Source organism: Streptomyces sp. NPDC057486, assembly GCF_042802415.1.
GTDB lineage: Bacteria > Actinomycetota > Actinomycetes > Streptomycetales > Streptomycetaceae > Streptomyces > Streptomyces yanii.
Map to the genome: position 1 here is coordinate 41,845 of NZ_JBHVEE010000037.1, position 21,671 is coordinate 63,515.

General features: G+C 70.7%; 18 protein-coding genes and 1 pseudogene. 9 read left to right on the forward strand and 10 right to left on the reverse strand.

The annotated features are described in order from the left end of the window. The first annotated feature begins 296 nt into the window (after window positions 1-296). Entirely contained in the window at window positions 297-2,180 is a 1,884-nt protein-coding gene (locus tag ACFU6I_RS19195; RefSeq protein WP_384367890.1) for an ABC transporter transmembrane domain-containing protein, read from the forward strand. Next, entirely contained in the window at window positions 2,177-3,958 is a 1,782-nt protein-coding gene (locus ACFU6I_RS19200) for an ABC transporter ATP-binding protein (protein WP_384367893.1), read from the forward strand. Before ACFU6I_RS19195 ends, ACFU6I_RS19200 begins: the two co-directional genes overlap by 4 nt. Window positions 3,959-3,979: 21 nt before the next feature. Here ACFU6I_RS19200 and ACFU6I_RS19205 read toward each other — a convergent pair. The 5 genes and pseudogenes from ACFU6I_RS19205 to ACFU6I_RS19225 all read right to left on the reverse strand — a co-directional run bounded on the left by ACFU6I_RS19205 (window position 3,980) and on the right by ACFU6I_RS19225 (window position 8,877). After that, window positions 3,980-4,512: pseudogene (locus tag ACFU6I_RS19205) on the reverse strand (HAD domain-containing protein). A 376-nt stretch (window positions 4,513-4,888) separates the two neighbouring features. Continuing rightward, window positions 4,889-5,770, reverse strand: a complete 882-nt coding sequence (locus ACFU6I_RS19210) for a nucleoside hydrolase (protein WP_384367896.1) — start codon at window positions 5,768-5,770, stop codon at window positions 4,889-4,891. Between the two features lie 35 nt (window positions 5,771-5,805). Next, window positions 5,806-6,672 carry a carbohydrate ABC transporter permease gene (locus tag ACFU6I_RS19215; RefSeq protein WP_384367899.1) on the reverse strand — a complete coding sequence of 289 codons (867 nt, stop codon included), beginning with the start codon at window positions 6,670-6,672 and terminating at the stop codon, window positions 5,806-5,808. 4 nt (window positions 6,673-6,676) lie between these two features. Next, window positions 6,677-7,585: a carbohydrate ABC transporter permease gene (locus tag ACFU6I_RS19220; protein WP_384367902.1), complete on the reverse strand. Its 909-nt coding sequence runs from the start codon at window positions 7,583-7,585 to the stop codon at window positions 6,677-6,679. After that, window positions 7,582-8,877, reverse strand: coding sequence for an ABC transporter substrate-binding protein (locus ACFU6I_RS19225; protein WP_384367905.1), 1,296 nt, complete (start codon window positions 8,875-8,877; stop codon window positions 7,582-7,584). Before ACFU6I_RS19225 ends, ACFU6I_RS19220 begins: the two co-directional genes overlap by 4 nt. 117 nt (window positions 8,878-8,994) lie before the next feature. Here ACFU6I_RS19225 and ACFU6I_RS19230 point away from each other — a divergent pair, with 117 nt between their 5' ends. Continuing rightward, entirely contained in the window at window positions 8,995-10,053 is a 1,059-nt protein-coding gene (locus tag ACFU6I_RS19230) for a LacI family DNA-binding transcriptional regulator (RefSeq protein WP_384367908.1), read from the forward strand. A gap of 24 nt (window positions 10,054-10,077) precedes the next feature. On the opposite strand, the gene ACFU6I_RS19235 is transcribed toward ACFU6I_RS19230, so the two are convergent. After that, window positions 10,078-10,869: a metal-dependent hydrolase gene (locus tag ACFU6I_RS19235; protein WP_384367912.1), complete on the reverse strand. Its 792-nt coding sequence runs from the start codon at window positions 10,867-10,869 to the stop codon at window positions 10,078-10,080. Between the two features lie 138 nt (window positions 10,870-11,007). Between ACFU6I_RS19235 and ACFU6I_RS19240 the strand changes: the two genes are divergently transcribed. Both ACFU6I_RS19240 and ACFU6I_RS19245 read left to right on the forward strand, forming a co-directional pair. Then, on the forward strand, window positions 11,008-13,521 hold the full coding sequence (locus ACFU6I_RS19240; protein WP_384367915.1) for a DEAD/DEAH box helicase: 2,514 nt from the start codon (window positions 11,008-11,010) through the stop codon (window positions 13,519-13,521). A gap of 46 nt (window positions 13,522-13,567) precedes the next feature. Continuing rightward, window positions 13,568-14,440 carry an acyl-CoA thioesterase gene (locus ACFU6I_RS19245; RefSeq protein ID WP_384367918.1) on the forward strand — a complete coding sequence of 291 codons (873 nt, stop codon included), beginning with the start codon at window positions 13,568-13,570 and terminating at the stop codon, window positions 14,438-14,440. A gap of 6 nt (window positions 14,441-14,446) precedes the next feature. Here the strand turns inward: ACFU6I_RS19245 and ACFU6I_RS19250 are convergent, their stop codons facing one another. Further along, a complete protein-coding gene (locus tag ACFU6I_RS19250) occupies window positions 14,447-14,677 on the reverse strand; it encodes a DUF6011 domain-containing protein (RefSeq protein ID WP_384367921.1) in 231 nt (76 codons plus the stop codon). Between the two features lie 69 nt (window positions 14,678-14,746). Between ACFU6I_RS19250 and ACFU6I_RS19255 the strand changes: the two genes are divergently transcribed. Then, on the forward strand, window positions 14,747-15,430 hold the full coding sequence (locus ACFU6I_RS19255) for a hypothetical protein (RefSeq protein WP_384367923.1): 684 nt from the start codon (window positions 14,747-14,749) through the stop codon (window positions 15,428-15,430). 223 nt (window positions 15,431-15,653) lie between these two features. Continuing rightward, window positions 15,654-17,129, forward strand: a complete 1,476-nt coding sequence (locus ACFU6I_RS19260) for a DUF2252 domain-containing protein (RefSeq protein WP_384367926.1) — start codon at window positions 15,654-15,656, stop codon at window positions 17,127-17,129. 150 nt (window positions 17,130-17,279) lie between these two features. Here the strand turns inward: ACFU6I_RS19260 and ACFU6I_RS19265 are convergent, their stop codons facing one another. The 3 genes from ACFU6I_RS19265 to ACFU6I_RS19275 all read right to left on the reverse strand — a co-directional run bounded on the left by ACFU6I_RS19265 (window position 17,280) and on the right by ACFU6I_RS19275 (window position 20,349). Then, window positions 17,280-18,296 (reverse strand): glutathione S-transferase family protein, encoded by a 1,017-nt coding sequence (locus ACFU6I_RS19265; RefSeq protein ID WP_384367929.1) that lies wholly within the window; start codon window positions 18,294-18,296, stop codon window positions 17,280-17,282. Next, the gene (locus ACFU6I_RS19270) at window positions 18,274-19,788 is read right to left on the reverse strand and encodes an MFS transporter (protein WP_384367931.1); all 1,515 of its coding nucleotides are present in this window, start codon (window positions 19,786-19,788) and stop codon (window positions 18,274-18,276) included. Before ACFU6I_RS19270 ends, ACFU6I_RS19265 begins: the two co-directional genes overlap by 23 nt. Before the next feature lie 114 nt (window positions 19,789-19,902). Beyond that, complete coding sequence (locus ACFU6I_RS19275) at window positions 19,903-20,349, reverse strand: hypothetical protein (RefSeq protein ID WP_384367934.1); 447 nt, start codon at window positions 20,347-20,349, stop codon at window positions 19,903-19,905. Between the two features lie 179 nt (window positions 20,350-20,528). Here ACFU6I_RS19275 and ACFU6I_RS19280 point away from each other — a divergent pair, with 179 nt between their 5' ends. Together ACFU6I_RS19280 and ACFU6I_RS19285 are read left to right on the forward strand one after the other, a co-directional pair. Continuing rightward, complete coding sequence (locus ACFU6I_RS19280) at window positions 20,529-21,083, forward strand: helix-turn-helix domain-containing protein (protein WP_384367965.1); 555 nt, start codon at window positions 20,529-20,531, stop codon at window positions 21,081-21,083. 12 nt (window positions 21,084-21,095) lie between these two features. Beyond that, window positions 21,096-21,665: a GNAT family N-acetyltransferase gene (locus ACFU6I_RS19285; protein ID WP_384367937.1), complete on the forward strand. Its 570-nt coding sequence runs from the start codon at window positions 21,096-21,098 to the stop codon at window positions 21,663-21,665. The last annotated feature ends 6 nt before the right edge of the window (window positions 21,666-21,671 follow it).

The following is a 21,671-nucleotide window of genomic DNA, read 5'->3' on the forward strand; positions in this document are numbered from 1 at the left end:
GCCATCGGGTCACCTTCGCCCCCCCCCCCCCCCCCCCCCCGCCCCCCCCAGGCCCCCCCCCCCCGCCGGCCCGGGGCCCCCCCCCGCGCCGCCCGGCGGCCCGCCCCGACGCCGCGGGGCCCGGCCTGTGCGGCCGGGCCCCGCAGTGCGACCTCCCACGGCCCGCTCGGTGACCTTGGCGCGAAATACGCATTCCGTGGAGAAAACCCTTTGCTTCGACCGGGGCCCCCGGGTGAACCTTGCACGGTTTGAGTCAGTCACCGAACGAAAACCGATCCTCAGAACCATGGGACGTCATGCACATTCGCGATCTCCCCTACCCGGATCCTGGCGATCCCGATGTCCGGTCAGGCCCACGCTTCCTGCTCTGGCTCGGCCGCAACCAGATCCGCGGACAGCTCAAGTCCCTGTCCTGGGGCCTGCTGCACCAGTGCTCCGTCGCCGGGCTGCCACTGGCCGTCGGCTTCGCCGTGCAGGCCGTCGTCGACCGTTCCGGCAGTCGGCTCGCCCTGGCCGGCGGGCTGATCGCCGTCCTCGGTGTGCTGATCGCGGTCGGCGACACCATGCTCCACCGGACCGCCGTCACCAACTGGATCACCGCCGCGGCCCGTGTCCAGCAGCTACTGGCCCGCAAGACCGCGGAACTCGGGTCCGCGCTGACCCGCCGGGTCGCCGCGGGCGAGGTCGTCGCGGTGTCCACCGGCGACGTCGAGAAGATCGGCTGGTTCGTCGAAGCACTCTCCCGCTTCGCCGCTGCCGCCGCCGCTCTCGTGCTGATCTGTGTCGGACTCGTCGTCTATCTGCCGTCGCTGGGAGCACTGGTGGCACTCGCCATGCCGCTCCTGGCACTGGCCGTGCTGCCGCTGCTCCCTCGCGCCACCCGGCGCGCGGATCTTCAGCGTGAGAAGGCCGGAAAGGCCACCGAACTCGCGTCGGACACCGTGGCCGGTCTGCGGGTGCTGCGCGGGATCGGCGGCGAGGAGCTGTTCCTCGGCCGCTACCGGCGTGCCTCGCAGGAGGTCCGCAGGGCGGCCGTCCGCAGCGCGCAGATGTGGTCACTGATCTCGGCGATCCAGGTGCTGCTGCCGGGCGTGCTGCTCATCTCGCTGGTCGTGTACGGAGCGACACTGGCCCGCGAGGGCCGGATCGAGGTCGGTCAGCTGGTCACGGTGTACAGCGCGGCGACGCTGATGCTGTTCCCGTTGCGGCACTTCGAGGAGATCGCGATGGCGTACTCCTTCTCGCGGCCGTCCGCCAAACGGGCCGTGCGGGTGCTGTCGTTGCACCGCACCGTCGAGCCGTCGACCGTCGATGTGGTGCCTTCCGGTGATCTGTACGACCCGGTCACAGGGCTGATGGCCCCCGCGGGCAGGTTCACCGCGGTGGTCTGCGGCGACCCGGACGAGGCCGGCCGACTGGCCGAACGGCTCGGTGGGCACGCCGAGCCGGCCGCGGAGCAGGACACGACGGACGACGCTCCCGAGGGCTCGCCGTCGCCGGAGAAGAACCCGTCCGTCCTGCTCGGCGGCGTCCCGCTGGACGAGCTGTCGCTGGCGTCCGCCAGGACCGCGGTGCTGGTCCAGGACAAGGACCCGGTGCTGCTCTCCGGGACGCTCCGGGAGCTCCTGGACGTACCGTCGTCCGGCCAGGTGACCGCTGAGGAGGCGCTTGCCGCCGCCCAGTGCGGTGACGTGCTCGACGCGCTGGCACAGGCCTCGGTGACCAGGGACGGCGATCCGATGACGACCAGGATCACCGAGCGCGGCCGGTCGCTCTCCGGCGGCCAGCGGCAGCGGCTGGCCCTGGCCCGCTCCCTGGTCACCGATCCGGAGGCACTGGTTCTCGACGAGCCGACGTCCGCCGTCGACTCGCACACCGAGGCCCGGGTCGCCGCCGGTATCAAGGCGCTGCGCCAGGGTCGTACGACCGTCGCGTTCGCCTCGTCGCCGCTGCTGCTGGACCTCGCGGACCGGGTGGTGCTGGTGCACCGGGGGACCGTGACAGCGGTCGGTACGCACCGCGAACTGCTGCACACCGAACCGCGATACCGGGCTGTCGTCACCCGGGAGACCGACGACGAGATCGCGGCACCGACCGCATCGGACGAGATCGACGGGATCGGCGAAGTCAGCGGGATCAAGGCGATCGAAGAGATCGAAGGAATCGAGGAGAGGGCATGATCGGCGTCGCACAACCGACGTACGACCCGGCCGCCCCGGAGTCGGCGACGACGCTGCCGGTCGGCACCCCCACCACCGTACGCAGCTATGTACGGGACCTGATGCGGCGCCACCGCAAGCCGTTCACCGTACTCATCTCGGTCAACGCCGTCGCGGTGATCGCCTCGATCGTCGGGCCGTATCTGCTGGGCGGGCTGGTCGAGGACCTGTCGAACGGGGTCGCCGACCTCCATCTGGAGCGCACCGCCGCGGTGTTCGGGCTCGCACTGCTCGTACAGACCGTGTTCACCCGGATGATGCGGCTGCGCAGCGCGATGCTCGGCGAGGAGATGCTGGCCGATCTGCGCGAGGACTTCCTCGTGCGGTCGGTCGGGCTGCCGCCGGGCGTGCTGGAGCGGGCCGGGACCGGTGATCTGCTCTCCAGGATCACCACCGACATCGACCGGCTGGCCAACGCGATGCGGGAGGCCGTGCCGCAGTTGGCGATCGGTGTGGTGTGGGCGGGGCTGCTGCTCGGTGCGCTCACCGTGACCGCTCCCCCGCTGGCACTCTCCGTACTGATCGCCCTGCCGGTGCTGATCCTCGGCTGTCGCTGGTACTTCCGTCGGGCGCCGTCCGCGTACCGCTCGGAGGCAGCCGGGTACGCGGCGGTCGCCGCGATGCTGGCGGAGACCGTGGACGCCGGACGGACGGTGGAGGCGCACCGTCTCGGCGCGCGCCGGGTGGCGTTGTCGGACCGGCGGATCAAGGAGTGGACGGCCTGGGAGCGGTACACGCTGTTCCTGCGTTCGGTGCTCTTCCCCGTCATCAATGTCACGTACGTGACGATCCTCGGCGCAGTGCTGATGCTCGGCGGCTGGTTCGTCATCGAGGGATGGCTCACTGTCGGACAGCTGACGACGGGTGCGCTGCTGGCGCAGATGATGGTCGACCCGATCGGTCTGATCCTGCGCTGGTACGACGAGTTGCAGGTCGCACAGGTGTCCCTGGCCCGGCTGGTCGGCGTGCGGGACATCGAACCGGACGCGGGCGACGCGGAGGTCGCCCCGGACGGCCGGGACGTCCGGGCGGACGGTGTGCACTTCGGCTACCGCGCCGGGGTCGACGTGCTGCACAAGGTGTCCCTCGACGTCGCCCCGGGCACGCGCCTCGCGCTGGTCGGCCCGTCCGGTGCGGGCAAGTCCACGCTCGGCCGGCTGCTGGCCGGGATCTACGCACCGCGCAGCGGTGAAGTCACCCTGGGCGGTGCGCAGTTGTCGCAGATGACGGCGGAGCAGGTGCGTACGCATGTGGCGCTGGTCAACCAGGAGCACCATGTGTTCGTCGGTTCGCTCCGCGACAACCTGCTGCTGGCCCGGGAAGGCGCGCAGGACGCGGAGCTGTGGGCGTCGCTCGCCGCGGTCGACGCGGACGGATGGGCGAAGGCGCTGGGCGAGGGTCTGGACACCGAGGTCGGTTCGGGCGGTCTGGCGCTGACCCCGGCGCAGGCGCAGCAGATCGCCCTGGCCCGGCTGGTGCTGGCCGATCCGCACACTCTGGTGCTGGACGAGGCGACCTCGCTGCTGGACCCGCGGGCGGCCCGCCATCTGGAGCGCTCGCTGGCGCGGGTGCTCGACGGCCGTACGGTCGTGGCGATCGCGCACCGGCTGCACACCGCGCATGACGCGGATGTGATCGCGGTGGTCGAGAGCGGCAGGATCAGCGAACTGGGCAGCCATGACGAGCTGGTTGCGGCGGACGGCGCGTATGCGGCGCTGTGGCGGTCCTGGCACGGGTGAGCGGAGGTGGCGCGCGGACCGTCACCGGTTCGCGCGCAGCCACGCGTCGAGAGCGGCGAAGTCCGCGTCGGTGAGCCCCTGGGCGGCGTCGACGCGGTGGAGGAGGGCCGGCCCCGGGTGATGTGCGGCCACCCAGGACCGGTCGGTGCCGGTGATCTCGTCGTCGACCCAGACGAAGGGGCGCCCTGCCGCGTGGTCAACGAGGGGCGCGTCTTCCAGTGCAGCCCGTCCCGCCGGTCGAGTTCGTCCTCGTACGCCGGATCCGGCCAGGCCACCACGGGCAGCTCCGGCAGGCCGAGCCACGGAGCGATGCACTCGTTGGCCTCGTCCAACCAGGTCGTGGCCCAGACGAGATCGCAGCCCAGAGCCGTCAGCCGGGGCCCGAGCGCGGGGTCGATCCTGCTCAGAAGGGGATTCGACTCGGCCGGCCCGGGTGTGGCCTCCGTGCGGTACGTCGGATACCCGTCCGGGCGCTGTTGCGGCGTCGCCCCGAACGGAATGAGCGGCCCGTCGACGTCGAGGAAGAGAAGCGGGCGCTGCGCGGAACCGGTCACGGCTGCACGGTACCCGCTCTCCGGGCGGACGCGACGAGGGCGCCCGTGGTGGATCGCCTTCCACCACGGGCACCGTCGTGGCCACTGTCCCGCCAGGTCCCCTTCCGTGGGGTTGCGAGCTGCGCACCTGCGCCCCGCACGGCGGCAGCGCGGTCCCTGACCGGGTACCGCACCGCGGTGACCCGGTCGTCGCTCCGGGCGGGGAGGCGGTGACGGCCCGGTTGGCACCCTTGCCGCCCGGATGGACCGTCAGGTCGCCCCCGAGCACGGTCTCCCCGGTGGTGGGGCGGCGTGCGACGCGGCCATGAGGTCCGCGTCGGCCCGGTCGCCCACGACGGCACCGGTGGAGGCCGGTCGGGTGGACATGACGCCCCTCTCAGAGGCCCTGGGCCCGTACGATCCGGGCGACGATCTGCTCGGCGATCGCCTGCACATCGGCGTCGACGACGAGGTCCACATTGCCCTCCGGGTCGGACGTGAACAGGGTCAGCCCTTCGTCGGTGACCTCGACCGTGCCGCGTTCGGTGGTGTAGAGGTCGGGGCGGAGCAGGGACAGCGCCGTGATCGGGTCGTGCGGCACGCTCCACGATTCGCCGGTGAAGCCGGTCCATCCGTCGATCTCGCGGGCGAGCGCCTCCCCGTACGGGCCGGCCGCCCGGATCGTCTCGACGCCGTCCCGCTCGATGCGCAGCCGGGTGGTGATGTCCAGCCCGGTGACCACGATGCGCGCGGCCGAGCCGAAGACGATGCGGGCAGCGGTGATGTCGCTGACGATGTTGTGCTCGGCCTTGGCGCGCGGACCGAAATCTCCGCCCATCAGGTAGAGGGTGCGTACCCCCGGGGCGAAGCGGTCGTCGAGGCGGATCGCGCGGGCGATGTTGGTGAGCGGGGCGATGGCGATGACATCGCTCGCGCCGGGCTCGGCAAGCACGGTGTCGACCAGGAAGCGGTCGGCGGCGATGTCGTCGCGTACCGGTTCGGTCTCCAGGTCGGGGAAGGCCCGTCCCTCGTGTCCGGCCCACCAGACGTCCTTGCCGGAGAGGGTCTCGGTGGCTCCGGGCACGACGGTGAGGTCGCGTCCGGCGAGGGCGCCGAGCCGGTGGGCGAGGCGGGCCCTGAGCAGGGTGTCGCCGTAGACGGTGGTGATCCCGGCGATGTGTGCCTCGGGCGAGCCGAGCAGCACACCGAGGGCGAGGGCGTCGTCGACGTCGCTGCCGATGTCGGTGTCGAGGAGGACGTCTGCCGTGGGCTGGTTCACTTTGCTCCTGGGGTCGTTGGGGGGTGGTTCGATGGTCACTTCAGGCCGCTGCCCGCGATGGACTGCGTGAAGTACCGCTGCAGGCGCAGCAGTACGAGGAGCGGGATGACGGTCAGGACGACGGCGGCGGCGAACACCTGGCCGTAGTCGACGACCATCTGTCCCTGCAGGGTGCCGAGGGCGATCGGGCCGAGCTGCTTGTCCGGTTCGGTGCCGACGAGCAGCGGCCACATGTAGGACTGCCACTGGAAGGTGAACAGGGTCAATCCGGCGCCGATCAGGGCGGGCCGCGACAGGGGTACGTAGATCTTCGTGAAGACGCCCCACCAGCTGAGCCCGTCCATCCGTGCGGCCTCGACGAGTTCGCGCGGGATGGCGAGGAAGAACTGGCGCAGCAGGAAGATCGCCAGGCCGTTGCCTATGCCGGGCAGGATCAGACCGGCGTACGTGTTCTGCAGTCCCCAGTCCCGGAAGATGTCGGACAGCGGGATCGCGATCGCGTCGAACGGGATCATGAAGCTGAGCAGGATCACGGCGAAGACGAGCCCGCGCCCGCGGAACCGGAAGACCGAGAGGGCGAAGGCCGCCATCGCGGAGAGCACCAGGCCGAGCAGGACGGTGGCGGCAGCGACGCCGATGGAGTTGAGTACCGCCCGGCCGAAGTCGCCCTGGAACAGGGTCACATAGTTGTGCAGCGTGGCATCGGTCGGGACCAGGCTGTGCCAGGACACCCGGTCGAGCCCGGCGAGCACCTTGTCACCGGGGCGCAGCGAGCCGGCGAGCACCCACAGCAGGGGCAGTGCGAACAGCACGCCCATGACGACTGCGGTGACGAGCGGCATGTGCCGCAGAACGGAGAGGCGGCGCGGGGCCGAGGACGCCGGCGCGTTCGTGGTCTTCACTGGGTCACTCCTCGCCCTTGCCCTGCATCATCCGGAACTGGACGACGACGACGGCGAGCGTGATGGCGACGAGCACCACCACTTCGGCCTGGGCGAAGTTGATGTCGCCGACGCTGTAGGCGCGGCGGAACACGTCGTACATCATGAGATTGGTGGAGCCGTCGGGTCCGCCGCGGGTGAGCAGCTGCACGGGTGCGAACACCAGGAAGTTGGCGACGGTGTCGGCGACCAGCACAAAGGCGAGCGGGCGGCGCAGCAGCGGCAGCGTGACATGGAAGAAGCGCTGCCAGGCGGAGGCGCCGTCGACGGCGGCCGCGTCGTAGCACTCCTGCGGAATGTCCTGGAGTCCGGCGATCAGGAACATCATCCAGTAGCCGACGCCGACCCAGGACATCAGCACGATGAGTGCGAAGAGCGCCTGCTCGGAGCTGGTGAGGAAGGGCTGCGGCGGGATCCCCAGGGCGCCGAGGATCGCGTTGAGCGGTCCCTCGGGGCGGTAGAGGATGCCCCAGATGACGGCGGACACGGCGGGCGGCACGGCGATGGGTGCGAAGACCAGCGAGCGCCAGAAGCGGACGCCCGCGAACCTGCGGTTGAGAAGTACGGCGAGGCCGAGCGCGATCAGCACCTGGAGCGGGTTGATGACCAGGCTGAACAGCAGCGTGACCCGGACGCTCTGCCAGAACTGGGAGTCCGAGAAGAGGTCCGTGTAGTTGCCGAGGCCGACGAACGTGGTGGTGCCGTCGACGAGGCTGTGGTGGCGCGCGCTGCTGACCAGGGCCATCGCGGCGGGCAGCAGACGCAGCACCACAAGGGCGACCAGCGCGGGTGCCAGGAAGTACAGGGCGGTGCGGCCCTGCGATGCGCGGCGGCGTGCGGGCCGCGGCGGGGTGCGGGGTGGTGAGGTGGTCATCGCAGGCGCTCCCAGGTACGCACCAGTTCACCGGAGGCCTTCGCCAGCCGGGGTTCCACGGCGGAACCGTTGCGGATGTCGGAGAAGGCGGAGCCCATGACGGTCTCGAACTGCGTGTAACCGATGCTGCGTGGCCGGCTGACGGCGGTGTGAGCGAGTTCGTACCGCATGATCGTGGCGACCCCTGCGGTGCTCTTCGTCGCCTTGTCCGCCAGGTCCGCCGCGTATCGGTCGAAGGCCTTGCGGTTCGACGGGATGAGCGGGGACGCCTCGACGGTGGAGAGGCTGCCCTCGGTGGTCAGTGCGGCGTACTCCATGAATCGCAGGCCCGCTTCGGGGTGTTCGGCGTACGGGTTGACGCCCCAGGACCAGGAGTCGGTGGGGGTGACGGCGCGGCCGTGGGCGAACTTCGGCTGCGGGGCCGTGCCCCAGGTGAAGTCCTTGAGTCCGGCGAAGGCACCGAGGTTCCACGGGCCGCCGACGAAGAACGGCACGCGGCCCGAGGTGAAGAGGGAGGAGAGCTGGTAGGACGGGATGCCGCGGGGCGACGAGCCGTCGGCGAAGAGCGTGCGGTACCAGTCCAGCGCGTCGATCCAGCCCTGGGTGGTGACAGCGGGCGTGAGCATGTCCTTTCCGGTGATGCCTGATCCGCCGTGGAGGGACTCGATGAGCGGCTGCAGCCCGTAGTAGAGGTCCGTCTGCTCCAGCAGCAGCGCGTAGTCGGCTCCGGCCCGGTCCATCGCCCGGCGTCCCGCGGCCTTGGTCCGCTCCCAGCTCCAGCGGTCGGCCGGTGCCGCGCCGGGGAGTGCCACCCCGGCCTTGGCCAGCAGGTCCGCGTTGTAGAAGAGGTACTGGGTCGACGTCCAGATCGGCAGCGAGCGGAGTGTGCCGTCCCAGGAGCTGACGGCGTACTGCTCGGGGGTGACGGCGGCCCTGGTGCGGTCCGCGATCCGGTTCAGGTCGGTGAGGAAGCCGCGGGCGGTCAGCGCCGGGACGCGCGGCTGGTCGACCGCGTACACGTCGATCGCGCTGTCCTTCGCGGAGAGCCGCAGTTGCAGGACGTCGCCGAGCTGGTCGGGCGGGACCGGCGTGTAGTCGATCCGTATACCGGGGTTGGCGCGTTCGAAGCCGCGGATGACCGCCCGGAACGTCTCGGGGATCTCCGGGCCGAGGAACCGCACCGCTGTTCTGCCGTCCGCCGGTCGGCCGCCCGAGCAGCCGGCCAGGGCCGCCGCCGAGGCCACGCCGAGGGCGGCCCCGAGCACGGTTCTGCGGCTGGGAGAGCTCGTCATGCGGCTCTCCTGCCTGCGATGGACATCGCGTTCTCCAAATCGTTTTGCATAACCTGGCTCGGCCTCCGTGCGGCACGATCGGAAGCACCATACAAAACGTTTTGCACATTGGATAGAGTGACCTCGAACACCAGGACAACAGCCCTGGACAACAACGGGAGGCTGATGGTGCACGGCGCCGGCCGGATCAAGATCGTGGATGTGGCATCCGAAGCGGGCGTCAGCGTCACCACGGTCTCCCATGTGCTGAGCGGCCGCCGCCCGGTCTCGGCCTCCACCCGCGCCCGGGTCGAGGACGTCATACAGCGGCTCGGCTACCAGGCGGATCCCTCGGCGCGCGGACTGCGTACGCAACGCACCCGCACCCTGGGCCTGGTCGTCCCGGACATCACCAACCCGTTCAACACCGCCATCGCGGCGGGCATGCAGGAGATCGCGCTGGCCCACGAGTACCTCACCGTGGTCTGCGAGGCGCCGATGGACGGCCCGCACCTGCCCGAAGTGATCCGGCAGCTGGTGGCGCGCCGTATCGACGGCATCGTGGTCGGCAGGTACGGCGCCACGCAGCAGGATCTGGACCGGATCACGGCCTCGGGATCCAAGCTCGTACGTCTCGGCGGGCCTCTGGCGCCCGGGTTCGGCGATGTGGTGCGGGCCGCCGAGACGGAGGGCATGTACGACCTGGTCAGCCATCTGGTGGGGCGCGGCTACCGGCGGATCGCCTACATCGGGGGCGCGCCGGGGGTGGAGCCGGGCGAAGAGCGATTCGCCGGCTACCGGAAGGCTCTGGAGGCGGCCGGGCTGCCGGTGCACCAGGAGCTGGTCGCCTGGACCAGCTTCACCCGCGAGGGCGGACGGGCCGGGGCGACGGCGGTACTGAACGCCACGGAGCCGCCGGACGCCGTGGTGTGCGCCAACGATCTGATCGCGATCGGCGCGCTGGACACCGCACGGGCGGCCGGGCTGCGGGTGCCGGACCGGGTGGCGATCACCGGGTACGACGACATCGAGGCGGCGTCACTGGTCTCGCCCGCGCTGACCACTGTGCTCAACCCGGCCCGGGAGATCGGGCGTTCGGCGGCGCAGCTGCTGCTGGACCGGCTGGAGGGCGAGGGCTCGGGCCCGGCCCGGGAGATCGTCCTCGCGCACCGTCTGGTGCCGCGCGAATCGGCCTGATCCCCCGGCGGCCGGGTGGGGTGCTCAGATGAAGTTGAGGGCGGCCGCCCCGCCCACTCCCCCGAGCACCATGAACGCGGGCATCAGCACCTTCAGCTCCACCCAGCTTCCGGCGCGGAACCGCATGCCCTTCGGCGGCCCGATCGGGTACCAGCGCTTGCGGCCCAGCGGGATCGGCCACAGGATCGGGCAGCCGGAGACGGTCAGCGCGTCGCCGATGTCATGGACGAGGGCACCGAGGACGATCGGCAGCCCGAGCCAGAGGTACTCCTGGCCGGGGGCGCTGAAGAGCCAGTCCGAGCCGTTGCCCGGCTTGTCGAGGACGTCGGCCAGTAGCCAGGCGCTGGTCGCGCCGAGCAGCCACACCAGGACGTCACTGGACATCCGGGCGGCCCGCCACAGCAGTCCTTCGACGGCGAGCACGAGGTGGACGAAGAGAATGGCCAGGACGGCCCACCGGCCGCCGGTGATCGCCGCGGCGGAGGCCCCGGCACCGATCAGCACCGCCCAGAGCCAGGTGTGTGTCAGAGTCCGGTGACCGCCGTTGCGGCGCGGGTCGCCGGAACCCCGGGTCGCCTTGTAGACGGCGTGCGAGAGCTTGTCGACGATCTCGCACAGTGTGCGGGAGACCGGTCCGAAGGCGCGCGAGATGGTCGCGGACTTGTGGTCGAGGTCCGGGGCGAGCGCGGCGCCCGCGGTGATCAGTGCGCCGACGACCAGGACGGGCCACGGCATCGTATGGCCCGCGGCTGTCGCCGCCGCGCCCACCCCCAGCCAGGCCGCCGCCCCGGACAGCGAGTGTGCCGGTCCCATCATGGTTCTTCCGCCCCCAAAGTTTGTCCGGCCGCCATCGACGTTGCGATGCGGCCGAGTTGAGTGGGCAGCGTACCGTCCGTGATCTTCGTACGGTCGTCCGGTTCCCGCATCCGGGCAGAAGGCAGGCAAGATGGGGGCGTGACCCTTATCGATCAGCTGCCCCCGACCGACGACCCGGACGCCCTCTTCGAGGCCTTCTCGTCATGGACCGAGACCCAGGGCATCACCCTCTACCCTGCTCAGGAGGAGGCGCTGATCGAGGTTGTCTCCGGGGCGAATGTGATCCTTTCCACCCCCACGGGTTCCGGAAAGAGCCTGGTCGCGGCGGGTGCACACTTCACAGCTCTGGCCCAGGACAAGGTCACCTTCTACACCGCCCCGATCAAGGCGCTGGTCTCGGAGAAGTTCTTCGATCTGTGCAAGCTGTTCGGTACGGAGAATGTCGGCATGCTCACGGGCGATGCCTCCGTCAACGCGGACGCCCCGGTGATCTGCTGCACCGCCGAGGTGCTGGCCTCCATCGCACTGCGCGACGGGAAGTACGCCGACATCGGCCAGGTCGTGATGGACGAGTTCCACTTCTATGCGGAACCGGACCGCGGCTGGGCCTGGCAGATCCCGCTCCTGGAGCTGCCGCAGGCCCAGTTCATCCTGATGTCGGCGACGCTCGGTGACGTCAGGATGTTCGAGGAGGACCTGACCCGGCGCACCGGCCGTCCCACCTCCGTGGTGCGCTCGGCGACCCGGCCGGTCCCGCTCAGCTACGAGTACCGGCTGACCCCGATCACCGAGACGCTCACCGAACTCCTGGACACCCGGCAGTCGCCGGTCTACATCGTGCACTTCACGCAGGCCGCGGCCGTCGAGCGGGCGCAGTCGCTGATGAGCATCAACATGTGCACCAAGGAGGAGAAGGAGAAGATCGCCGATCTGATCGGCAACTTCCGCTTCACCACGAAGTTCGGCCAGAACCTCTCCCGCTATGTGCGTCACGGCATCGGGGTGCATCACGCGGGCATGCTCCCGAAGTACCGCCGCCTGGTGGAGAAGCTCGCCCAGGCGGGTCTGCTGAAGGTGATCTGCGGTACGGACACACTCGGCGTCGGCGTCAACGTCCCCATCCGTACGGTGCTGTTCACGGCGCTCACCAAGTACGACGGCACCCGGGTCCGTACGCTGCGCGCCCGTGAGTTCCACCAGATCGCCGGCCGCGCGGGCCGGGCCGGCTTCGACACGGCGGGCTTCGTCGTCGCGCAGGCGCCCGAGCATGTCATCGAGAACGAGAAGGCCGTCAAGAAGGCGGGCGACGACCCGAAGAAGAAGCGCAAGGTGGTCCGCAAGAAGGCCCCCGAGGGCTTCGTCGCCTGGTCGGAGTCCACGTTCGACAAGCTGATCCAGTCCGAGCCGGAACCGCTGACCTCCCGCTTCCGGGTCACGCACACGATGTTGCTTTCAGTGATCGCGCGTCCCGGCAACGCCTTCGCGGCGATGCGGCATCTGCTGGAGGACAACCACGAGCCGCGCAGGGCGCAGCTGCGCCACATCCGCCGGGCCATCGCGATCTACCGCTCGCTGCTGGACGGCGGCGTCGTGGAACAGCTCGCCGAGCCGGACGCGGAGGGCCGCATCGTGCGGCTCACCGTCGATCTCCAGCAGGACTTCGCGCTCAATCAGCCGCTGTCCACGTTCGCGCTGGCCTCCTTCGACCTGCTGGACGCCGAATCGCCGTCGTACGCCCTGGACATGGTCTCCGTCGTCGAGTCGACGCTCGACGACCCGCGGCAGATCCTCGCCGCCCAGCAGAACAAGGCGCGCGGCGAAGCGGTCGGCCAGATGAAGGCGGACGGTGTCGAGTACGAGGAGCGGATGGAGCGGCTCCAGGACGTCACGTACCCGAAGCCCCTGAGCGAGCTGCTCTGGCATGCGTACGACGTGTACCGCAAGAGCCACCCGTGGGTGGGCGACCACCCCGTCTCGCCGAAGTCCGTGATCCGGGACATGTACGAACGGGCCATGACCTTCACGGAGTTCACCTCCAACTACGAGCTGGCCCGCACCGAGGGCATCGTGCTGCGGTATCTGGCGGGCGCGTACAAGGCGCTCGAGCACACCATCCCGGACGACCTGAAGTCCGAGGACCTGGAGGATCTGACCGCCTGGCTCGGCGAGATGGTCCGTCAGGTGGACTCCAGTCTTCTCGACGAGTGGGAGCAGCTCGCCAACCCTGCGGTGGAGACGGCCGAGCAGGCGCAGGAGCGGGCCGACGAGGTCAAGCCGGTCACCGCCAACGCCCGCGCCTTCCGGGTGCTGGTCCGCAACGCGATGTTCCGCCGGGTGGAGCTGGCCGCGCTGGACAAGGTCGCCGAGCTCGGTGAGCTGGACGGCGAGGCGGGCTGGGACGAGGACGCGTGGGGCGAGGCCATGGACGCGTACTGGGACGAGTACGAGGATCTGGGCACCGGCCCGGACGCCCGCGGTCCGAAGCTGCTGAAGATCGACGAGGACGCCGCGCACGGCCTGTGGCGGGTGCGGCAGACGTTCGCCGACCCGAACGGCGACCACGACTGGGGCATCAGCGCGGAGGTCGATCTGGCGGCCTCCGACGAAGAGGGCCGGGCGGTCGTCCGCGTCACCTCGGTCGGCCAGCTGTGAGCGTGACCGCCGCGACGGCACCTTTGCGAGAGTGGAGACGAACGGCATGACGAACCCCGCCGAGCGCCTGGTCGACCTGCTCGACCTGGAGCGGATCGAGGTCAACATCTTCCGGGGGCGCAGCCCCGAGGAGTCGCTGCAGCGGGTCTTCGGCGGCCAGGTCGCCGGGCAGGCGCTGGTTGCGGCCGGCCGGACCACCGACGGGGACCGGCCGGTCCATTCGCTGCACGCCTACTTCCTGCGGCCGGGCCGCCCCGGCGTGCCGATCGTCTACGACGTCGAGCGGGTCCGGGACGGGCGGTCGTTCACCACGCGCCGGGTCACCGCCGTGCAGGAGGGCCGGACGATCTTCAATCTGACGGCATCCTTCCACCGGCCGGAGGGGGCGGGCTTCGAGCACCAGTTGCCGCCCGCCCGGACCGTTCCGGCCCCCGAGCAGCTGCCCACCGTCGCCGAAGAGGTGCGCGAGCATCTCGGGGCGCTGCCGGACGCGCTGGAGCGGATGGCCAGACGCCAGCCGTTCGACATCCGGTACGTGGACCGGCTGCGCTGGTCGCAGGAGGAGATCAAGGACGCGGACCCGCGCAGCGCGGTCTGGATGCGTGCGGTCGGCCCGCTGGGCGACGATCCGCTCGTGCACACCTGCGCGCTGACGTACGCGAGCGACATGACGCTCCTCGACGCGGTCCGTATCCCGGTGGAACCCCTCTGGGGGCCGCGCGGGTTCGACATGGCGTCGCTGGACCACGCCATGTGGTTCCACCGTCCGTTCCGGGCCGACGAATGGTTCCTGTACGACCAGGAGTCGCCCATCGCGACGGGCGGGCGGGGACTGGCGCGCGGCCGGATCTACGACCGGGGCGGCAATCTGCTGGTGTCCGTGGTGCAGGAGGGGTTGTTCCGCCGACTGGGCACGTAGCCCGGCTCACGTGCCGGGCAGCGGGTCCTGTTCGACCTCGTGGCGGCGGGTGCGGATGTCCGGCGCGGCCGGGTGCAGTTTGGCGTCGCAGGCGGGGCCGAGCCCGGCGCGGCGTGATTCCCTGCCGGTGAGCGGGCGACCGCACAGGCGGCAGCGGACCGGACGGCGGCCGGTCGCCCGGTCGGGCTCGGCCGGGGCCTCGATGTCGGACCCGGGGAACGGCTCAGGATTCTCCACGAATCGATCTTCTCAAGTCGGCGGTCTACCCTGCGACTTCCGGACGGAGCGCAACGGAGGAGTTCGCGGATGAGCAGCGTGCTGACCATGGAAGCGGTCCCCCGGGACAAGAAGAACGCGGCACCGGGCGGCGTCGATCCTGTCGGGCACGTCATCACGTACGCGGACACGCTCGGCGACCCGGCCCGGAACGTCGCCTACGTGGAGCGCGAACTGCCCCCGGACGGCATATCGGCGTACCTCGCAGCCCGTAGGAACGGGACGCGTTCCTTCGTCCTGTGGGCCGATCCGCAGCGCCGGGCGCGGCTGGCCACGGTGATCACCACGTCCGCCGGCGACGGCGTGGCGACGTATCAGGTACTCGGGGCCCAGGGCGAGCCCCTCGGTACGTTCGTCCGCGAGAAGGCACTCTCCGGCAGCGGGCTGCGGACCCGTTGGACGGTCACGCAGACGGGTTGCCCCGAGGCCGTCGGCTACAAGGGGCGGATCTTCTGGTGGTACGTGTGGTGGCTGCTGTCCCCCGTTCAGGCGGTCATCATCGTGGGCAGCCTCCTCAGCGGCAGCGGCGATGTCGCCCGCGGACCGCGTCGCATCTTCTGGCGGACCGGCACGGAGACCCCGCTGGAGTTCCAGGACGACCATCTCTTTCAGCACGCGCAGTGGTGCGACTGGCGGCTGGGCGCGGCTCTGGTGGCGCTGCTGCGCACCTTCGACAGCTGGCTGGGGACCCCCTGGGACGACAAGCGGGCGTGACGCGGACGGCATACCAGGGTCGCGTCGGCGGTCGCGGGCGTCGCGTGGCTCGTCGAGCGTCCGCGCGGGCGGACGGCACGGTCATGGTCGTCCCCCAGCCCGTTGGCCCACCAGATGATGCCGGAGGCCGGGGCCACCCGTGATAATCGGAGAGGGGCAGCACACGTCGAGGGGCCGCACACGTCCGGGCGTCAGGGCGTCCGGGCAGTCAGGAGAGTCTTCGATGCCCCAGGACGCCACGTCGACCCACCGCACCGCGCCGCACCTGACACCGGAGGAGCGGGCGGCCGCCGGAAAGGCGGCCCGCAGACGCACCCCCCGTTCGAGCCACGCCTCGTTCGCACCGCGGGCCGACCGGCCCGACCCCATGGGCATCCTCGAGGCCCAGTCCGCGACCAGGGTTCCGGAGCTCGTCCCGATCCGCCACAGCCGGATGGCCGAGTCGCCGTTCCGCTTCTACCGGGGCGCCGCCGCGATCATGGCAGCCGATCTTGCCGCCGGCCCCGATTCCGGGATCAGGGCCCAACTGTGCGGAGACGCACACCTGTTGAACTTCGGGCTGCTCGCCTCCCCGGAACGGCACCTGCTGTTCGACATCAACGACTTCGACGAGACGCTGCCTGGCCCCTGGGAGTGGGACGTCAAACGGCTGGCGGTCAGCCTCGTCGTCGCGGGGCGGGCGAACGGCTTCACGGAGCGGGAGAGCGCCGACATCGTGCCGGCAGCGGTGCGGTCGTACCGCGAGTCGATGATCCGGTTCGCGGGCATGCGCAACCTCGATGTGTGGTACACGAAGACTGATGTGGAACGCCTCCGGACCGTGGCGTCGCAGCAGTTGGCGAAACGTGGCCGCGCGAGCCTGAACCGTGCCATGGCCAAGGCCCGTACCCGGGACAGTCTGCAGGCCTTCGGCAAGCTGACCGAGGTGGTCGACGGCCGGCTCCGGATCGCCGCGGATCCGCCCCTCCTCGTACCGCTCGCCGATCTGCTGCCCGGTGAGGAGCGCGATGCGACGATGGATTGGTTCCGCGAGCTGATCGGGAGCTACGCGCTGAGTCTCCCGTCGGACCGGCGGTCTCTGCTCCAGGACTTCCGGGTCGTGGACGTGGCCCACAAGGTCGTCGGGGTCGGCAGCGTAGGCACGCGGTGCTGGATCGTCCTGCTGCTCGGCAGGGACGACCGCGATCCGCTGTTCCTTCAGGCCAAGGAGGCCGGGACCTCGGTACTCGCCCCGTACGTCGGCCCCAGCACGTACCGGAACCAGGGCGAGCGGGTGGTCGCCGGGCAGCGGTTGATGCAGGCGGCGAGCGACATCTTCCTCGGCTGGCAACGCACGGAAAGGATCGACGGGCAGCGCCGCGACTTCTATCTGCGGCAGCTGCGCGACTGGAAGGGCGCCATCGACCCGGAGGCCATGGTGCCGGTCGGGATGCGGACGTTCGGTGAGGTCTGCGGCAGCACCTTGGCCCGCGCGCACGCGAGGTCCGGCGACCGGATCGCCATCGCCGCGTATCTGGGACGCAGCGACTCCTTCGACCGTGCGATCGCACGGTTCGCGGAGAAGTACGCCGACCTCAATGAGCGGGACCACCGCGCTCTGGTCGACGCGGTCCGCACGGGGCGCCTTCCCGCGTCCGAGCCGAACGGCCCGGTCGCAGCCCCGCGCGCACCGGACGCTCCGACGACGAGGAAACCATGACCATGTCGGCCGAGCCCGCCGGAGCATCCGCCACGGCGCCCCCGATCCCCTCGCGCTCATGCGTTCGCCGCGGAGCCGGCCACCGCCCCGCACGGGGCGCCCGCCGGTCCACTGCCGTGAACGTGCGCTTCGGGGACCGTGACGTGTCCTTCACACCCGGGTGCGGCCGGACGGACTCGGGTCCGGCGGGGTGCCGTCTCCGAACGGACGGCCCCCGAGCTGCTCGCGACGGTGCGGTGTCCCCCAACCGGAGAGATCGGGTCCCAGGGGCACGATGCCGGTGGGGTTGATCCCCGTGTGGACCCGGTAGTAGTGGTGCTTGATGTGATCGAAGTCGACCGTGTCGCCGAATCCGGGGGTCTGGAACAGGTCCCTGGCGTAGGCCCACAGCACCGGGTCCTCGGTCAGTTTCGAGCGGTTGCACTTGAAGTGCCCGTGGTAGACGGCGTCGAAGCGGACGAGCGTGGTGAACAGCCGGATGTCCGCCTCCGTGAGAGTGTCCCCGACCAGATAGCGCCGGTCCGCGAGGCGTTCGGAGACCAGGTCGAGCCGGCGGAACACCGCGCGGTACGCGGCCTCGTACTCGTCCTGTTCGGTGGCGAATCCGGCCCGGTAGACACCGTTGTTCACATCGCGGTAGATACCGTCCATGACCTCGTCGATCTCGTCCCGCAGCCGTTCGGGGTAGAGATCGGGGGCCCCGGACCGGTGCAGCGCGGTCCACTCGGTCGCGAAGTCCAGGGTGATCCGCTGGAAGTCGTTGGTGACGAGCTTCCCGCTGGGTACGTCCACGATCGCGGGCACGCTGACGCCACCGGGGTAGCCGCGTTCACGCGCGTCGTACGCCTCGCTCAGGTACGCGATGCCGAGCACCGGGTCCCGTCCGCCCTCGTCCAGAGTGAAGCGCCAGCTGCGGTCGTCCTGGATCGGGTCGGCGACAGCGAGCGACAGGGCGTCCTCCAGGCCCAGGAGCCGCCGGGAGACGAGTGCCCGGCTCGCCCAGGGGCAGGCGCGGCTGACGACCAGCCGGTAGCGGCCCGCCTCGACCGGCCAGCCGTCCCTCCCGTCGGCCGTGATCCGGTCGGCGAAATGGCTCCTGGACCGTTTGAAGGTCGTGCGTCCGTACGCTGCGTTACCGTCCGGCTCACTGCCGGTCGCGTTGCTCATCGCGGTCTCGCTCTCGGTCGGACGGGTGGGACGTATGTCTCCTGGCCCGCCGGGATGCCGCCACATCGGCCAGAGCCACGACCAGTGCCCCCATGACGAAGGCGACGGAGACGACGAGCCCGAGGTCGAACGCGGTGGTCCAGCCCTCGGAGGCCAGCTGGGCGAAGAAGACCGAGCCGACCGCGGCGATCCCGATCGCGGAGCCGACGCGCTGCCCGGTCTGGAGCGTGCCCCCGGCGCTCCCGCCGCCGACCACCGGCACCTGGGACAGAGTCAGGGTCAGGTTCGGGGCGATGACGAGGCCGCTGCCCACACCCGCCAGGAGCAACGGGGCCGCCATCGCCCAGGCGACGCCACGGCCGGGGACGACGTGCACGGCGAACGCGGTGGCCCCGAGTCCGACGACCACCATGGACAGCCCCACGACGACCAGCGGCCGGCCGTAACGGCCGACCATCCGGCCGCCGGGTCCCGCGGCGGCAGCCGCCCCCAGAGCGAACGGTGTGATGGCCAGTCCGGCCTCGAGGGCGGTGCAGTGCAGGCCTGCCTGCAGATAGAGCGTGCTGATGAAGAAGATCGAGGTGAATCCGGCGAAGTACAGCAGGCTCAGCAGACAGCCCAGCCAGTAGGAGTGCAGCCGGAACAGCGACAGGTCGAGGACCGGCGCGGTGCCGCGCCTGCCGCACCGGGACTCCCAGCCGGCGAAGGCGGCGAGCAGAACCGCGGCCACGACCAGCAGCAGCCACTTCTCGTTGCCGGGCCACTGCTGTTCCTGGACGAGGGGCAGCAGCAGGGCCAGCAGGCCCGCGCCGAGAAGGAGGACGCCGACGGGGTCCAGGTCGCGTGGCCGCACGCGGCCGGCCGACGGGGTGTCCGGCAGGAGGCGCCGGGCGAGCAGGAAGCAGATGACGCCGAGCGGCAGGTTGACGTAGAACACCCAGCGCCAGCCCTCGGCCGGTCCGGCCGCCTGGATCAACAGCCCGCCCAGCAGGGGGCCGACGGCGGTCGAGATACCCACCACCGTGCTGAACATGCCGAAGGCGCGGCCCCGCTCCTGGCCCGAGAACATCTGCTGGATCAACGCGGAGATCTGCGGCGAGATCAAGGCTCCACCGACGCCTTGGATCACTCGGGCGACCACCAGCCAGAAACTGGTCGGGGCGGCTCCACAGGCTGCCGACGCCAGCGTGAACACGGCCAGTCCCGCCAGGAACACCACACGGCGCCCCCGGGCGTCGCCGAGGCGTCCGGCGGGGATGAGAAGGAGTCCGAAGACGAGGGAGTAGCCGGAGAGAACCCATTGCAGATCGGATTCCGGGCTCCGCAGGCCGTTGCGGATGGACGGCAGGGCGACGTTGACGATGGACACGTCCAACAGCGTCATGAAGCCCGCCACCAGGCACACACCAAGTGCCTGCCAGCGGCGGGGGTCGGGCGCCGGGGCCGCCCCGCCCCCCGCCACACCTTCCTTGGACGTTGTGCTCTCCGGCATAATTCGCACCTTAGGCGGCGTGTCCGGGTTCCGTCGGCTCGACTGGGCCGACTGCCGTAATCGTTCGCCGCCCGGGAGAAGATGCCGGGCCGTCGAGCACGCCCCGGATCGGGGTCAGGCCCTCAGAGCCTCGTCCGCTTCTCGGTGCATGCCCGTGCACAGCGCCCAGACGATGAAGATGTTGATGGCGACCAGCACCATGGCCCACAGGGGGTAGTACGGGATCCACAGGAAGTTGGCGATCGCGCCCAGCCCGGCGACAGCGACACCGAAGTAGCGTGCCCACAGGGCTCCGCTGAGCACGGCGCAGCCGGCGAGAACAATGACGATGCCGAGAATGAGGTGGACCCAGCCCCAGCCCGCCAGGCTGAACTCGAACACGTAGTGGCGCGTCGCGAGGAAGATGGCGTCCTTGGAGATGGCCGCGATCCCCTCGAGGATCGCCATCGCTCCACCGAAGATCATCAGGGATGCTGCCAGGACGGTGATCCCCGATGTAGGCGCGTGCGTGGGGCTCGGGTTGGCGCGGGCCGCTCGGGGTCCGGCGGTGTCACTGGCCATGTCGGCCTCCTTGGGGTGGCAGTGCCCTCGGTCCGGCCGAGCAGGCCGCGGACCGGGCGGGATCCCCCGTCTCAGCCTGACACGGCGGCTCCCCGTAGGCACTTCGGCCGAGGACGACCAGCTCCTCTCATATCAGGGATAACATCTCTCATGTGAGACAGTCTGACGTGGTGGAGCCGATGTCCGTCGATGCCCGGCTCGCCGCCCGGCTGGGTGAGCTCCGCACCGAGCGCGGCTGGTCGCTGGACGAACTGTCCCGCCGCAGCAGCGTCAGCCGCTCGACACTGTCGCGCCTGGAGCGCGGCGAGCTGAGCCCGACCGCCGCCCAGCTGGGACGGCTGTGCACGGTATACGGGCGGACGATGTCGAGGCTGCTGACGGAGGTGGAGGCGGAACCGCCGCAACTGGTGCCGTCCGGACGCCAGCCGGTGTGGCGGGACGAGGCGTCCGGATTCGTCCGCCGCTCGGTCTCACCGCCGCACGCCGGACTGCGCGCCGAGATCATCGAGGGAACGCTCGACGCGGGCGCCGCCATCGCCTACGACGACGCCCCCGTGCCCGGTCTGGAGCAGCACATCTGGGTGCTCCACGGGACGGTCGAGATCACCGTCGAGAACACCGTGCACACCCTGCACCAGGGCGACTGTCTGCGGTTCCGGCTGCGCGGACCCTCACATTTCCACTGCCCGGGCCCGAACCCCGTCCGCTATGCCCTGATGATCGTTCTGCCGTGAGAGGACCCTGCCATGACCGAGATCGTCCCCGTGTCCGGCCCCGAGCTGGTCACATACGCCGATGAGCTCGCCGCTCTCCTGGTGGAGACGGTGGAGGGCGGGGCGTCGGTGGGGTTCCTTGCGCCCCTGGACCGCGATGCGGCCGCAGCCTGGTGGCGAGGGCGTGCCGAGGCCGTCGATGCCGGACATCAGCGCGTCTGGCTCGCCCGCGACGGCGAGCGGGTGGCCGGGACCATCGGCCTGAACCTGGCTCCGCTGCCGAACGCCCGGCATCGCGCCGAGGTGACGAAGGTGATGGTGCGCCCCTCGGTGCGCGGCCGGGGGCTGGGCCGGGCGCTGCTGGCCGCCGCCGAGCAGGCGGCAGCCGCCACCGGTCTGACGCTGCTCGTCCTGGACACCGAGACCGGCAGCCCCGCCGAGCGGCTCTACCGCTCGGCGGGCTGGATGGAGTGCGGGTCCATTCCGGACTATGCCGGGGACCCGGCCGGGGTTCTGAAGGCGACCACCTTCTACTACAAGGTGATCGGCGCGGCGGGCGCCGGTACGGACGGTCGGGCAACGAGTCCCTCGGCATCCTCGTAGGCGACG

Bases quoted from the DNA above. Each gene is read 5' to 3' on its own strand.
- ACFU6I_RS19195 (WP_384367890.1), top strand. From the start codon at position 297: ATGCACATTCGCGATCTCCCCTACCCGGATCCTGGCGATCCCGATGTC.
- ACFU6I_RS19200 (WP_384367893.1), top strand. From the start codon at position 2,177: ATGATCGGCGTCGCACAACCGACGTACGACCCGGCCGCCCCGGAGTCG.
- ACFU6I_RS19220 (WP_384367902.1), bottom strand. From the start codon at position 7,585: ATGACCACCTCACCACCCCGCACCCCGCCGCGGCCCGCACGCCGCCGC.
- ACFU6I_RS19225 (WP_384367905.1), bottom strand. From the start codon at position 8,877: ATGACGAGCTCTCCCAGCCGCAGAACCGTGCTCGGGGCCGCCCTCGGC.
- ACFU6I_RS19235 (WP_384367912.1), bottom strand. From the start codon at position 10,869: ATGATGGGACCGGCACACTCGCTGTCCGGGGCGGCGGCCTGGCTGGGG.
- ACFU6I_RS19245 (WP_384367918.1), top strand. From the start codon at position 13,568: ATGACGAACCCCGCCGAGCGCCTGGTCGACCTGCTCGACCTGGAGCGG.
- ACFU6I_RS19255 (WP_384367923.1), top strand. From the start codon at position 14,747: ATGAGCAGCGTGCTGACCATGGAAGCGGTCCCCCGGGACAAGAAGAAC.
- ACFU6I_RS19260 (WP_384367926.1), top strand. From the start codon at position 15,654: ATGCCCCAGGACGCCACGTCGACCCACCGCACCGCGCCGCACCTGACA.
- ACFU6I_RS19265 (WP_384367929.1), bottom strand. From the start codon at position 18,296: ATGAGCAACGCGACCGGCAGTGAGCCGGACGGTAACGCAGCGTACGGA.
- ACFU6I_RS19270 (WP_384367931.1), bottom strand. From the start codon at position 19,788: ATGCCGGAGAGCACAACGTCCAAGGAAGGTGTGGCGGGGGGCGGGGCG.
- ACFU6I_RS19275 (WP_384367934.1), bottom strand. From the start codon at position 20,349: ATGGCCAGTGACACCGCCGGACCCCGAGCGGCCCGCGCCAACCCGAGC.
- ACFU6I_RS19280 (WP_384367965.1), top strand. From the start codon at position 20,529: ATGTCCGTCGATGCCCGGCTCGCCGCCCGGCTGGGTGAGCTCCGCACC.
- ACFU6I_RS19285 (WP_384367937.1), top strand. From the start codon at position 21,096: ATGACCGAGATCGTCCCCGTGTCCGGCCCCGAGCTGGTCACATACGCC.